We start from the raw sequence: 13789 nt of genomic DNA on the forward strand, positions 1-13789 counted from the left end.
CGCCCGTGACGGCGGTCGCGCCTTGTCCTGAGCGCCGGTGCCCCTCTCCCGACCCCTGCTCACGCAGGGGCCAGCCTCCCCCACAGAGAAGGGGAGAGGGGAAAGCGTCGTGCCTGTCAGCCCCGCTCACGACCCGTCCCCCGCAGGATGCAGCACCACATAGGTCAGCCGCGCCGGCGAATAGCCCGTGGTCCGGTGGAGATCGTCGAAGGCGTGCGCCCGGGCGATCAGGCCGGCCGCCTCCCGCACCAGCGCGTCGTCGGCCGGCTGCTCGAAGTGCCGGCCGTTGCGGGTCCAGCGGATCGGCTCGGGGCTGTGCACGGGGCCGGTGATCATCGCGGGCGGCGGGTGCGCCGGGCCGCCATGAGCGTGGATCCGGTGACCGGCGGCGTCGTCGTCGAACACCAAGCGCGTCAGGCCGCGGGCGTGGGCCTCCACGACCCGGCGCCCCTGGGCGACGTGATCGTCGAAGAACGCCACTGTGCGAGTTGGATCGATGCCGGACCAGTCGGCTGTGGACCAATCGGCGGTGCTGTAGCGGGCCTGGGGGTCGCGGTATTGCAGGCCGGACAGGTCGGGATCGTGGCAGAAAATCTTTGCGGAAGGCCGGGCCATGCGGATCACCCAGGTGGTGAGCCCGCGAAACACGCCCGATTCGATCACGAAATCCGGCTTCAGGGCCCGCATCGCCACGTAGAGCTGCAGCGCGCCGTTGAAGCCGCTGCCGCCCCGGCGCTGGCGGACCGGGGCGGTGGGGATCAAGTCCCAGAAGTGCCGCACGCTCTCCACGAGATCACCTTCCGGCGTCAGGCCTGCGGCCGAAAGATCCTGCTCCAGGATCGCGGCTGCGGATTCGAGCAGGGTGGTCACCTCCCGCGGCGAGGTCGGCCGGTGGCTCCAGTCGGGGGCGGCGGGCACGAGGTCGTAGCCGAGGCGGTCGAACAGGGGCGACAGCACCTTTCGGCGCAGGCGTTCCAGCAGCACGGGCGGGCGCGGCTGCATCAGGCGGCCTCCGCGTCCTGCACGGTCGAGAACCGGACCCGGTGGCCCGGCTCGATCGCCCGCATGATCCCGGCCTCGTCCGCAGCGAGCCGGTAGGGCGCCGCCCAGCGGCTCGGGTCGTTCTGGTCGCCGGTGATCGCGGCGAAATCCAGCGGGTGGTCGAGGCTCGGGTCCGGCACGGCGGCGAGCAGCGCCTGGGCGTAGGGATGGACCGGGCGGCGGAACAGGGCGGCGCGGGGCGCTTCCTCGACGATCCGGCCCCGGCACATCACGCTGATCGTATCCGCCATGTAATCGATCACTGCCAGGTTGTGGGAGACGATCAGGTAGGACAGGCCGAGGGCCGCTTGCAAATCCTTGAGAAGGTTCAGGATCTGCGCCTGCACCGAGACGTCGAGCGCCGAGACCGGCTCGTCCAGCACCAATAGACGGGGGCGCGGGGCCAGGGCCCGGGCGATGCCGATCCGCTGGCGCTGTCCGCCCGAGAAGGCGTGCGGGTAACGGCCGAGACCGCTCGCCTCCAGCCCGACCATCGCCATCAGCTCCCGGCAGCGGGCGCGCCGCTCGGCGGCGGGGATACCGTGGATCTCCATCGGCTCGGACAGGATCTGGCGCACGGTCATGCGCGGATCCAGAGACGCGTAGGGGTCCTGGAACACGAACTGCACCGTGCGTCGGTAGGCGAACAGGGCGTCGCCCGTCAGCCTGTGAACGTCCCGCGGGCCGGTGCCGTCGTCGAACAAAATTCTCCCGGAATCCGGCTCGAGCGCCCGCATGATCATCTTCGAGACGGTGGTCTTGCCGGAGCCGGATTCGCCCACCAGCCCCAGGGTCTCCCCGGCCGCCAGGCTCAGCGACACCTCGGAGACGGCCTGGACGATCTTCGGTTTCTGCCACAGGCGGCCCGACCGGAGCGTATAGCGCTTGCTGACGTTCTCGACCCGCAGCAGCGGCCCCGCGGGCTTCTCCCGCGGCTGGACCGGGGGGATCTCCGCGCGGGCCGGGCGGATCGGAGTGAGACGCTCGCCCGGGGCCATGTCGAACCGCGGCACCGCGTGGAGCAGCGCCTTCAGATAGGCGTGGCCGGGCGCACGCATGACGGTGTCGCGGGGACCGGCCTCGACCAGCCGACCGCGGTAGAGCACGGCGACGTCGTGAGCGATGTTGGCGACCACCCCGAGATCGTGGGTGATCAGCAGGATCGCCATGCCGGTCTCGTCCTGGAGCCGCGCCAGCAGGGCGAGGATCTGCGCCTGGGTGGTGACATCGAGCGCCGTGGTCGGCTCGTCGGCGACCAGAAGGGCCGGCTTCAGGATCAGCGCCATGGCGATCATGGCGCGCTGGCGCAGGCCGCCGGAGAGTTCGAACGGATAGGTCTTCAGGGCGCGCTTCGGATCCGGGAAGCCGACCCGGGCCAGGGCCTCCTGGGTGCGGGCATCGGCCTCCCGCCGGTCGGCACCGGTATGGATGCGCAGGGCCTCGCCGATCTGGTCGCCGATCGTATGGAGCGGCGACAGGCAGGTCATCGGCTCCTGGAAGATCATCGCGATCCGCTGCCCGCGGATCGCCCGCATCGCCGAGCCCTCGGTGTCCAGCCGGGCGATATCGGTGCGTTCCGACGTGTCGCGGAACAGGATCTTTCCACGGGTGATCGACGCGGCGACAGGCAGGATGCCCATGATCGCCTGCGCGGTCACCGACTTGCCCGAGCCGGATTCGCCGACCAGCGCCAGGGTGCGCCCGCGCATCACGTCGAGGGACAGTCCGTGCAGCGCCTCGAACGGTCCGGTCTCCGTGCGGAACGCGACAGCCAGGTCGCGGATGGACAGAAGCGAGCTCAACCGTTCCTCGCAGCGGGGGAGACCGAAAGATTAGATCCCGCTGCGCCGGTTTCCACTGGGACGCCCAGGAATAGGCGTCGCGGATCCAAACATGTCACGGCCGGATGTCCGCAGCACGTCTCCAGCAGGCCGGCGACGAAAGCCCAGAGCGCGGCGTCGTGGGCCAGGTGATGCGTCAGCAGGCCGATGGGCCGCGTCGGGTCGCGGGCGATGCGGGTGGCGAAGTCCCGCAGCAAGGCTTCGGGGTCGCGCAGCGACCGGGTACCGCGCCAGTCGATCGGATCCAGCGTCGCGTCCAGCCGGACCAAACCGGGGATCGCCGGCCCGGGCACGGAGGACAGCCCGCGATAGCCGAGCCCCGGCAGAGCGGCGGCGAGATCCGGCGCGAGCCGGTTCCACGGCGGCACGAAGACCGGAAGCAGCGCCGCCTCCGGCAGCCGCTCCCGGGCGATCCGCAGGCCCGCCGCGGCATCCGCCATCAGCACGTCGATCGGGCGATGCGCGCCGAACTCAGCGGGTTTCTCGCCCGGTGGGGCGTGGTTGTGATGGGCCAAGCCGTGGACGGCGACGCGGACGGTCTTCTCTGCCGCGGCCAACCGTTCTCGAAGGGATGGCTCGATCCGGGCCGGGATGGCGGCCAACAGGACCGGGACGGCATGCGTCTCGGCGAGATCGATCAGCCGGTCGAGGGCCGGGGAAGCCGCCACCGCATCGTCGTCCCGCCACCAGAACGGCACGCGCTGGCCGCAGGCGGCAAGGTCGTCGAGGGTTTTTCGTAGTGCGGTGAAGCTGAGATGCGCGCTCTCCCTCCCCCCTCTGCGGGGGAGGGTACCCTGCGCAGCAGGGGGGGAGAGGGGAGCGCCGTCTCCGGACAGGGCGTGCCGGGAACCGAAACCCGTAGCGTCGCGCTGCCCCTCTCCCGACCCCCTTCGGGGGCCACCCTCCCCCGCAAAGGGGGGAGGGAAGTGCGCGTGTTGGACACCGATGTCTTGATCCGGCATGGCGGCAAGGCTCAGGGCCCACTGCGTGCCGCCCGCGACGCGCCCCCTCTCCCGTGCGGGAGCGGGTTGGGGTGAGGGACCCGGTCTTTCCGGAGAAGTCGCAGCCCTCACGCTGTCCCTCTCCCGCACGGGACTGGGGCCCTCCGCCACGTCCGGCACCGCCCGGCCCACCCCAAAAAAATCCTCCACGATTTTAACCGTCCGCGCCGCCCCGCCGAGATCGATCCCATGCCCCTCGGGCGGCTTGGCGCCGAGCTGGGCATCCACCGCTTGCAGGAGTGATGCCGCGGTGAGGTCCGCCTCCGGCAGAACCCGTGCGAGGCCACGTCCGGCGAGGCATTCTGCGCGCAGCCGCTGCTCGGTCTCGCCGCCGGCCTCGAACGGCACCAGCACCGCTTGGGTCGCGGTCGCCAGGAGGTCGATGGCGGTGTTGTAGCCGCACTGGCTCACCGACAGGGCCGCACCGGCGAGCAGGGTTCGGTAATCGGGGCGCGCCCGCGCGATCGTGCCCTCGGGCAGGCCGTGGCTGAGGGCCGCCAGATCGTCCTCCGGCACGCCGTGCCCGGCGAGGATCCGCCAGCCGAGCGACGGCTGCAGCCGGGCCGCCGCGGCGGCTGCCCGCAGAAGGCAGAGCCCCGCCGGCCCGGATCCGGCCGCGACCAGCACGCCGCTGCGCGTGGCCGCCGGAACGGCAGCCGTGCCCTCATCGACATAGCCGGTGTACCGGATTTTTTGGGCGGTCCCGGCATCGAGGGGCCAGGAGACGTCGAGGGGCACCAGGGCCGGGTCGCCGTGGACCAGCACGGCGTCGTAGAGCCGTGCCACCCGCTCATGCGCCTGCGCGATCCGCTCGAGCTTCGCGGAGGCGACGAGGATATCGCGCACGGAGGCCAGGACCAGCGGGCGCGGCCGGTGCGCCTGCGCGGCATCCACCAGGGCCAGGAACTCGGCGGCCAGCGCGCGGCGGCCGAAGGGGAACAGCTCGGTGATCACCGCATCGGGGGCGAAATCCGCCAGGGCGTCCAGCAGAAGCGCGCGGCGCCGGGCGATCAGCGCTGCGTCGGCCGGGTGTCCATCCGGACCGAGCAGCCGCGAGAAATCGGTGCCGACGACGTGGAGCGACGGCAGCTGCACCAGGCGCAGGCCCTCCGGCCGGACCATCGGCGCCGGCCTTCCGCCCGAGACCAGCAGCGCCTCGTGTCCCGCCGCGGCGAAGGCCCGCGCCAGGGCGGCGGCGCGCGTGAGATGGCCGGCCCCGAGGAGATGCGTGACCGCGATCAGGACGCGCACGCGGTGAGCTCCGGTTCCGCGGCCTCGGTGGGCGGGGGAAGGCCCGCCGAAGCCCGCAAGGCCGCCGCGATCAGGGTGACGGCGGCGGCTTCGGAGAAGTTCTGCACGAGCCGCACCCGCGCCGCCGCACCGAGGCGCAGGCGCAGGGCCGGGTCCGCGGCGAGGCGGGCCAGGGCCTCGGCGAGGGCGGGGGGGTCGCCGGGGGCGACCAGAATGCCGTGTTCGCCGTCGGCGATGAATTCCGGTGTGCCCGCGAAGGCGGTGGCCAGGATCGGCAGCGCCTGGCTCGCAGCCTCCATCAGCACGTTGGGCAGCCCGTCCCGGTCGCCCCCCGGGGCGGGTTTGGTCGGCAGCACGAACAGGTCGGCCGCGCGCATCGCCGCGACCACCTCCGGCTGCGCCAGGGCACCCCGGAAGGCGATTCGCTCGGACAAGCCCCGCTCGCGAACGCGCGCCTCCAGAACGCCGCGCAGCTCGCCGCCGCCGATCAGGTCGAGACGCCAATGCAGGCTGGGGGGCAGGGCAGCCAGCGCGTCGATTAGGTCGTCATGGCCCTTCTTGGCGACCAGGCGGCCGACGCAGAGCAGCCGCAGCGGCGCGCCCGGATCGGTCCCGTCCCGGGGCTCGCGCGGCGGCGGCGCGGCGGGGAACCGGGCGAGGTCGAGGCCGTGATAGGCGAGCCGCGTCCGGCCCGGCGCCAGGGCTTCGAGGCGGGCGAGCCCATCGCGGGTGCAGGTCACCCCCCAGGCCGCATCGCGCAGCTTTTCGGAGAGCTCCCAGGCCGGCGTCGTCCAGATGTCCTTGGCGTGGGCCGAAAAGCTCCAGCGCCGCCCGGTGAGCAGCGCGGCGTAGCGGGCGACGCTGGCCGGCGTGTGCAGGAAATGCACGTGGATATGGCTGACCTCGGGCGCCAGCTCGCGGGCGAGCACCAGCGCCTGTCCGAGGCGGCGCAGGCGCGATGCGGTGGGATCGCGCCACAGATCGCGCGCGAACAGGGCGAGCAAAGCCGGCAGGCGCGGCCGCCGCAGGGCGGCGCCGAGGCCGCGCAGAACCCGCAGGGGCGCGTCGCGGAGATATTCGGGCAGGTAGGCGGCGGGCGCCTGGATCGCCGCGTGCATCGGATGGCGGGCCCGGTCGGTCGGCCGGCGCAGGGACCAGATCTCCAGGGGCAGGCCGCGCCGCTCCAGGGCCAGCAGCTCCTGTGCGATGAAGGTCTCGGACAGGCGCGGATAGCCCTTCAGCACCACCGCGATACGCTGATGCGTCACGAGATGGCCCGCGCGCGGATGCCGATCCTGCCTTGGCCGGCCAGTACCCGCACCCGGCGGGCGACCGCGTCGAGCCCGTCGAGCAGGCCGGGCACCAAGACCCGCGACGGTACGCTCTGGTTGGGCAGGGCGCGGAGCGCCGCGGCCATGCGGGCGGGGGCGCGGCCATCGGCCTCCAGCAGAACCCGGGCGAGGCCGAGCTGCTCGGCCGCCAGCGCCCGGATCGCCTGCTCCCGGCGCGGCTCGGTCCGCGGCACCAGGATCGCCCGCAGATCGAAGGACAGGATCTCGCAGAAGGTGTTGTAGCCGCCCATCGCCACGACCCCGGCCGCCTTGCGCATCAGGAACTCGATCTGGCTGTCGAAGGTGATCGCCGCGATCCTTCCCCCGAGCCGGTCGATCCGAGCGGTGAAGCCGTCGCGGGTGGCATCATCGAGGAACGGGCCGAACGCGATCAGCGCGGGCAGGGGAATGCCGGGATCGGTCTCGTAGGCGGCGATCACCCAGTCGATCAGCGCGGCGCCGTCGCCGCCGCCGCCGGGTGTGACCAGCACGAACGGCCCCCGGGCGATGGCGGGCTCCTCACGGCCCGCGCGCATCTCCGGGACCTCCCGGCGGAGATAGCCGGTATAGATCAGCCGCAAGGCGATCCGCGCCGCCATGTCGGGCTCCATCGGCAGGGCCGCGAGCGGCTCGTGGATGCGGCTGAGGCCGTAGACCCAGATCTCGTCGTAGAACCGCGCCATGGTCTCGGCGGCGCCCTTGCGCTCCCATTCGGGCACGAGGCGGTCGGCATCGTCGAGCACGTCGCGCAGGCCCAGCACCAGGCGGGGGCCCCGGGCGGAAGCGGCTTCCAGCACCGGCATCAGCTCGCCCTGGAACCCGGCCGGTTCCTTGTCGACCAGAATCAGGTCGGGGGCGAAGCTAGCATCGGTCCGGGTGATGATCGCGGCGCGCTGCTCGACCGTGCGCGCGAGCGGCGTGGCATTGTCGAGGCTGGCATAATTGCCGTCCGCGAACTTGGTCACCGGCGGCAACCGCACGGTGTAGACCCCCGATGCGAAGGCGTAGCGGTCGATCACCGGCGAGCCGGAGATGATCATCGCCCGCGCACCGCGGTTCGATGCCACGATCGCGTTGGCGATCGCCCGCGAACGCCTCAGGTGGCCGAGCCCGAACGTATCGTGGCTGTAGATCAGGACGCGCGGGGCGGGGGAGGCGTCGTCCGCTCGCATCGTCATCGCCGCCCCCGTTGACGGCGCGAATGTCGCAGCCGCGCCCCTCTCGCACAACCCGCGCCGTTGGGCAAACCGCACGTTAACGGCGCCGGAACCGGCTGCGCCTAGGCTCAACGCGATAGATCGCCGCCGAAAGCCGCCATGTCCGCGCCCATCACGATCGAAGCGTCGGGATTCCGTCCGGCCGCGCTCTGGGCCGATCTCAAGGACCTCGCCGGCAGCGATGCGCGGCTGTTCGCCTTCGCCAAGCGGGCCGCCTGGGTGCTGGTGCCGCTCACGCTCGCCATCGTTGTCGGCGTGTTCGGCACCGGGCCGGAGCCGCGCCGGAACTGGTACGGCGACATGCTGGGCAACGATTTCAGCCAGGTCTGGGTGGCCGGCCGGGCCGCCCTCGAAGGACGCGGCGGCGAGCCCTACGACCTGCCCGTCCATCTCGAAAACCTGAAGGCCGCCTTCGGGCCGGAATGCCGCTTCGCCTGGCACTACCCGCCGGTCTTCCTGATGCCCGCCGCCGCCTTCGCCATCCCGGAGCCACAGCCCGCCTTCCTGCTCTGGACGGCGCTCTCGCTGGCGGTCTTCACCTGGGCGATGCGGTTCGCCGCCGGCCGGCGGGATGCGGCCTGGATCGCGGTCGCCCATCCGCTGGTGTACTGCACGCTCTCCTACGGCCAGAACGGGTTGTTCACCGCCGCGCTCCTGACCTTCGGGACGCTGCTGGTGGACCGCCGCCCCTGGCTCGCCGGCCTGTGCTTCGGCCTGCTGGCCTACAAGCCCCATTTCGCCGCCCTGGCGCCGCTGCTCCTGCTGATCACCGGCCGCAGGGTCTGCCTGACCTCCTGCCTCGCCACCGTGCTCGCCCTGTGCCTCGCCTCGCTCGCCCTGTTCGGTACCGCGCCCTGGATCGGCTTCGTCGGTACGTTGGGCGAGACCAACCGGATCATCCTGCAGAAGGCTGCAGCCGGGCTCGAGCTCAACGCCAGCGCTTTCGGGGCCGTGCGCCTTTGGGGCGGCCCGATCGCCGCCGCCTGGGCGCTCCAGGCGGTGGTGGCCGCCCTCGCGCTGGGGCTGGCCATCCGGGCCTGGACGAAACCTGTGGAGCCGAACCTGCGTGCCGCCGCCCTGCTCGCCGCCGCGCCGCTGCTCTCGCCCTATCTGCCGGTCTACGACCTCGTGCCACTGGTCCCGGCGACGCTGCTCTTGGTGCTCACCGCGCACCGCGCCGGCGGCCTGCGCCGCCACGAGCGGGCGTTCCTACTCGCGACGCCCCTGTTCGCGCTCCTGCGCGAAGGTGCCGGGCTGACGGGTGTTCCATTCGGGCTGGTGCTCGGCCTCGCCGCCCTGGCCTGCATCGCCGACCGGATCCGCCCATCAGGATCTTTGGACGGGCAGCACTCCGCTCTGGTTTGAGCGCCTGCGCCGTTCCCAGAACCCGCACGCCATCGTTGCGAGCGCAGCGAAGCAACCCAGGGGAGCGGGCGACCTCCGGGCGTAGCGTTTCCCGAGGTTGCTTTGCTGCGCTCGCCATGACGGTGGGGCGTTTTCTTGACACCGACACGACGTCGTGTCTCGATCATAACAAGTCCTGACGCAGACGCCTCGACATACCAGTTCGAGATTTATTTAAGAGGCGAAACATAAGACAAACGAAGATAGGGATTTTCTCGGTTTTATCTCGGGCTCTGTTTATTGATAGCCAAACATCATACGCGGGAGAATCATTGTGTTTTCAGCGTTCCTGAAATCCCTTGGCAGCGCCTATCATCCGCACGCGGAGGCACCGAAGACTGCCACGCACTCAACCTTCGATCGACGTACCCGGACGACATCGACAGCGTCGGCCACCGCCGCGGACACACAAAGCTTCTCCCAGGTCGCCGTCGACACCCGAAAAGCCCTGGATGCGGGCTATCGGAAGCTCGGCAAGGCGGCGGATGCCGGCACGACGGACCAGGATTGGCACGGCACCATCCGCATTCAGAAGCTGGACCGCCGCGCGCTCTACGCCATCACAACCAATCACGGCGGCCTGTTCTCCGCGGCCGAGGTGAAGGCGGCTCAATCCGAGGTGGCGGCCATCGAGTCGCGCGCGTCCCACGCCGCCAATCCCCGCGGGACTGACGCGGCGGCGGCCGCCAAGGCGACCATCACGGTGCTGGACGGCGCCGGCCCGGAGGAGAAGGCGTCCCTGGAGTGGGCGCAGAAGCGCGCCGCGGCGCAGGTCCGGTATCAGGCCCTCGCGAAAGAGCGGCACCAGGGACGGGCCGCCCTGAGCGTCGAGACCGGCGACCCGGTCGTCAACCGGTTCGTCAAAGCCTGGGGCGAACTGGAGAAGGCGCAAGCCTACGCCGAGGATCCCAAATCCATCCGCATCGGGGACATGCCGTCCTGGTCGAAGGCGATCGCGCTCTGGACGAGCTTGCAGGAGCCGCACACGAAGGTCTTAGGGCGGCTTTGAAGCAGTATGCATAGCGTGAGCAACACGGTCCAGACGGGTGACATCGTGTCCTGGCAGGTGCATTGGCTCGAAGCGTCGGGCGATCTGTGCTCTTGGCGGGAGACCGTCGCGGCGGAGATCGCAATCGCCCGGGATGCCGTGGCGCGTATCGTGCCGGTCCCGGCCCTCGATATCGGCGTGGTGCGCGATGCCAGCGAGGCCATCCCCGAGATCGGCACGGCGGCAAATGTGCTTAGTCCGCACCTCGTCTTGCTGACGCTGGATCCCGACAATCCCAACTTCGAGACCTCCCTGCGCACGGGCGATATCCGCCGGACGATTGTCCACGAGGTGCATCATTGCCTGCGCATGGCCGGCCCGGGCTACGGCGCGACACTTGGCGAAGCCCTGGTCAGCGAGGGTCTGGCCGGCCAGTTCGTCCGGCACCTGCTCGGCACGCCGCCCGAGCCGTGGGAAGCCGCCGTCTCCGACGCCGTGCTCGCCGCCCACCGGCCCGATTCCGCCACGCTCGCGGGCACGGATCACGATCACGGCGCCTGGTTTTTCGGGCGCGGCGGGCGCCACCCCCGCTGGCTCGGCTACACGCTAGGCTACCGGATCGTCGGGGATTGGCTCGCGGCGGGGGCGGCGCCCGATGGCGACACGTGGGTCAATGTTCCTGCCGACTCGGTGCTGGCAGCGGCGCGGGGGCGTACGCTCGCCGAGGTTTGAGATGGGAAGCCGCGATCCCATTCGCTCTTTGATGCTCAGGCTTGTGGATCCACGCGCTTCCAGATGAGGCGCAGGTCCCCCCGTACGCATGGGCGACGATGTTCAACCAACGCCCTCGGCGCGGCACGACGCGCGCTCCTCCCCCTTGTGGGGAGGAGTTGGAGGTGGGGGTGGTTCAGGAGGTACCTTTGCCCCCTAGCCTGCACCACCCCCACCCCTGACCCCTCCCCACAAGGGGGAGGGGAAACGCGTTGCCTTTCAACAGCTTGTCAGAAGACGAGGCCGATACGTCATTCTGCTGGACCACAAAGGGGGGGGGAGGGAGAGCCGGAGCGTCTCTCGGTATCCTGCCGACCCCGATGCGGGTATTTGCACGTCCTTGCGGGAGCGGGGGCGAAGCGCTCGGCGCAAAGGAGGATCGAAGAACCCGATAGCGTTCCGCGAACGCCTTATTGCACTGCAGAGCGTCAGGATCAGCGCGACGATGGGACGGTCGAGGCCGATAGCCTTCACGTGATCCGAGCGCCGGCCCGGACGCCGCGCGAACCACCACACGCCAGTCCATCCCCAAAAGTTACCGCTCATACGGCCGCGGCATGCGGAATGGCAGCATCAGCTGCACCAGCGGGTTGCGGAAGCGGTCGAGCGACAGGCTCTCGTGCACCGCCCGCACCGGCTCGCCGGCCAGCGTCGAGGCGAGCAGGGAGCGCGAATAGAACGGCGTGTCCTCGAAGGTGGTGAGCACCCGGGAGCGGCCGTCGTCGCTGCGGGTCTCGCGGGGCATGCGCCAGAACGATGTGGCCGGCAGCGGCGCGGCCAGCGGCGGGCGGATGTCGCGGCGGCTGCCGTCGTGGCCGAAGCGCAGCGACAGGTTCTGCCCGCCGCCGTCGCGGTGGCGCACGTCGTACAGGATCGCGGCGCCGTCGGGCAGGTCGGCCCGGCACCAGGTCCAGCGGGTGAAGGCGGCGGCCAGGGGCTCGTCGCCGTCGTTGGTGTCGAAATAGCCGCTGCCGCTCCAGCCCAGGCCGGGCTGGTCCAGATCGACCTCGACCCGCGAGGACGGGGACATCGGCCACCAGCGGTGGCGGCCATTCGGGTCCAGCTGGAACGGGCCGGGGGTGAAGCCCCGCGGGGTGAGCCGGACCGTGCCGCGGATCCGCCGGGGCAGGGGGGCGCCGCGCTCGTCGATCCGGACCGTCAGCGCCGTGCCGTCCCAGTCCATCGCACTGGGGCCAATGGCGATGGAATGCCGGCTCCGGGACAGGCTGGCGGCACCGCGCTCGGTCATGGCGAACCGGCTGCGGTCGCCGTACAGCACCACGTTCATGGCGCAGTGGGCGAACGGGTTCCTGTCGGCGCTCCAGCCATAATACGGCGAGAACACGCTGCCGATGAAGGCGATGATCGTCAGCCCCTGGCGTCCGTCGTCGCTCACCGCATCGACGTACCACCACGCGTAGCCGTTCTGCGCGACCGGGCCGTCGAATCGAGGTCCTGCAGGATCGCCGCCGCCGCCAGACGGCCCGATTGCGCCGCCATCGGCACGCCCGGGCCGGGATGGATCGAGCCGCCCGCCAGGTACAGGCCCGGCAGGGCCGTCCGGGCGCCCGCCCGCTTGAAGGTCGAGGCCCAGCCCTGCGGCGCCCGGCCGTAGAGCGCCCCCGCGCTCCCGGGAAACCGGCTCTCGAACCCCGCCGGATCGGTCACCACCGGGGGCGAGGTCATCGCCAGAGTCAGCCCGCAGGCTTCCAGGCGGCGGCTCAAATGCGTCGCGCATGTCTCGATCTCCGAGGGCATCGGCGGGCGGTCCCGGCCGTCGGCCGGGGCGTTAACGAGCAGAAGCAGGCGCTCTGGCCCGGTGGGCACGGCGTGCGCCTCGGTCCGGTCCTGAGCGCAGACGTAGACCGTAGGGTCCTCGGGCAGGCGCCGCCGCCGCAGGATCGCGTCGAACTCGGCCCGGTAATCGCCCGAGAAGAAGACGGTGTGGTGGGCCAGCGGAAATCCATTGGGTACCGCGACGGCGCTCAGGGTCATGGCGGAGAGCGAGCGCTCGGCCGGCGCCAGGCGCTCGCCCATCGGCGCCGCCTCCCTGCCGAACAGCCCGGCGCCCAAAGCCGAGGCGTCCGCGTTGCAGACGACCCGATCGGCCGGGATCGTCGTGCCGTCCGCCAGGACCACGCCGGAAACCCGGCCGCCCGCGGTTTCGACCCGCTCCACATGGGCGCCGTAGCGGAACGTGGCGCCGCGCGCCGCCGCCAGGTCCGCCACCGCCTTGGCGAGCGCGCTCATGCCGCCCGCCACGGTCCAGACCCCCGCCTGCTCGACATGGGCCACCAGCATCAGCGTCGCCGGCGCGGTGAACGGCGAGGCGCCGCAATAGGTGGCGTAGCGCCCGAACAGCTGCAGCAACCGGGGATCGCGGAAGAACGTGCCGAGCGCCGACCACAAGGTGGCGAAAGGCTGGATCCGCCACAAATCGCCCAGTCCCGAGATCCCGACCCGCTGCGCCAGGCCGGTGGGGCTCGTCCGGCCCTCACGGATGAACGGCCCCTCCAGGGTGCGGTAGACCTCGGCCGACCGGGCGCAGAACCGGCGGTAGCCCTCGGCTTCCCGGGGGCCGGCGAAGGCCTCGATCGCCGCCGCCGAGGTGTCAAGATCGGCGGACAGGTCCAACCGTGCATCCTTCGTCCAGGCGTGACGGGCGAGGAGGCTGGCGGGGGTAAGCTGCGCATGGTCTGCGAAGGAAGCGCCGGATTCGGCGAACAATTCTTCGAAGATCCAGCGCATCGTGAACACGGTCGGACCGGTTTCGACGCAGGCATCGCCGACCCGGACGCTCGCCATCTTGCCGCCCGGCCGCGCGGCACGCTCAACCACCGTTACCGCGAGCCCGGCATGGGCCAACCGTAAGGCGGCAGCCAAGCCGCCGATCCCGGCTCCGATCACGACGACGCGTTCCTGCGCCACGCTGAACCCCGCCTCC

The 13789-nt window shown here is 71.3% G+C and carries 10 protein-coding genes; 3 read left to right on the forward strand and 7 right to left on the reverse strand.

What is annotated here, in order from left to right; genetic code table 11:
- Positions 1 to 126: 126 nt before the first annotated feature.
- From AO398_RS22355 to AO398_RS22375, 5 genes are read right to left on the reverse strand one after another with little or no spacing between them, the layout of a single operon-like run.
- Positions 127 to 1002, reverse strand: a complete 876-nt coding sequence (locus AO398_RS22355; protein WP_058194379.1) for a hypothetical protein — start codon at positions 1000 to 1002, stop codon at positions 127 to 129.
- Complete coding sequence (locus tag AO398_RS22360) at positions 1002 to 2843, reverse strand: ABC transporter ATP-binding protein (RefSeq protein ID WP_058194380.1); 1842 nt, start codon at positions 2841 to 2843, stop codon at positions 1002 to 1004. Before AO398_RS22360 ends, AO398_RS22355 begins: the two co-directional genes overlap by 1 nt.
- On the reverse strand, positions 2840 to 5134 hold the full coding sequence (locus tag AO398_RS29515) for a glycosyltransferase (RefSeq protein ID WP_244498859.1): 2295 nt from the start codon (positions 5132 to 5134) through the stop codon (positions 2840 to 2842). Before AO398_RS29515 ends, AO398_RS22360 begins: the two co-directional genes overlap by 4 nt.
- On the reverse strand, positions 5122 to 6402 hold the full coding sequence (locus tag AO398_RS22370) for a glycosyltransferase family 4 protein (protein ID WP_058194381.1): 1281 nt from the start codon (positions 6400 to 6402) through the stop codon (positions 5122 to 5124). The genes AO398_RS29515 and AO398_RS22370 overlap by 13 nt, the downstream gene beginning before the upstream one ends.
- A complete protein-coding gene (locus tag AO398_RS22375; protein ID WP_058194382.1) occupies positions 6399 to 7637 on the reverse strand; it encodes a glycosyltransferase in 1239 nt (412 codons plus the stop codon). The genes AO398_RS22370 and AO398_RS22375 overlap by 4 nt, the downstream gene beginning before the upstream one ends.
- Positions 7638 to 7781: 144 nt before the next feature.
- Here AO398_RS22375 and AO398_RS22380 point away from each other — a divergent pair, with 144 nt between their 5' ends.
- From AO398_RS22380 to AO398_RS22390, 3 genes are all read left to right on the forward strand, one after another.
- On the forward strand, positions 7782 to 9047 hold the full coding sequence (locus AO398_RS22380; RefSeq protein ID WP_058194383.1) for a glycosyltransferase family 87 protein: 1266 nt from the start codon (positions 7782 to 7784) through the stop codon (positions 9045 to 9047).
- A 313-nt stretch (positions 9048 to 9360) separates the two neighbouring features.
- On the forward strand, positions 9361 to 10095 hold the full coding sequence (locus AO398_RS22385) for a hypothetical protein (RefSeq protein ID WP_058194384.1): 735 nt from the start codon (positions 9361 to 9363) through the stop codon (positions 10093 to 10095).
- A gap of 15 nt (positions 10096 to 10110) precedes the next feature.
- On the forward strand, positions 10111 to 10806 hold the full coding sequence (locus tag AO398_RS22390; protein ID WP_244498860.1) for a DUF2268 domain-containing putative Zn-dependent protease: 696 nt from the start codon (positions 10111 to 10113) through the stop codon (positions 10804 to 10806).
- 574 nt (positions 10807 to 11380) lie between these two features.
- Here AO398_RS22390 and AO398_RS22395 read toward each other — a convergent pair.
- Both AO398_RS22395 and crtD read right to left on the reverse strand, forming a co-directional pair.
- A complete protein-coding gene (locus AO398_RS22395; protein ID WP_058194385.1) occupies positions 11381 to 12241 on the reverse strand; it encodes a carotenoid 1,2-hydratase in 861 nt (286 codons plus the stop codon).
- On the reverse strand, positions 12238 to 13773 hold the full coding sequence (gene crtD, locus AO398_RS22400) for a 1-hydroxycarotenoid 3,4-desaturase CrtD (protein ID WP_058194512.1): 1536 nt from the start codon (positions 13771 to 13773) through the stop codon (positions 12238 to 12240). The genes AO398_RS22395 and crtD overlap by 4 nt, the downstream gene beginning before the upstream one ends.
- Between the last annotated feature and the right edge of the window lie 16 nt (positions 13774 to 13789).

The sequence above is a fragment of the Methylobacterium sp. GXS13 genome, from assembly GCF_001455965.1.
Taxonomy (GTDB): domain Bacteria; phylum Pseudomonadota; class Alphaproteobacteria; order Rhizobiales; family Beijerinckiaceae; genus Methylobacterium.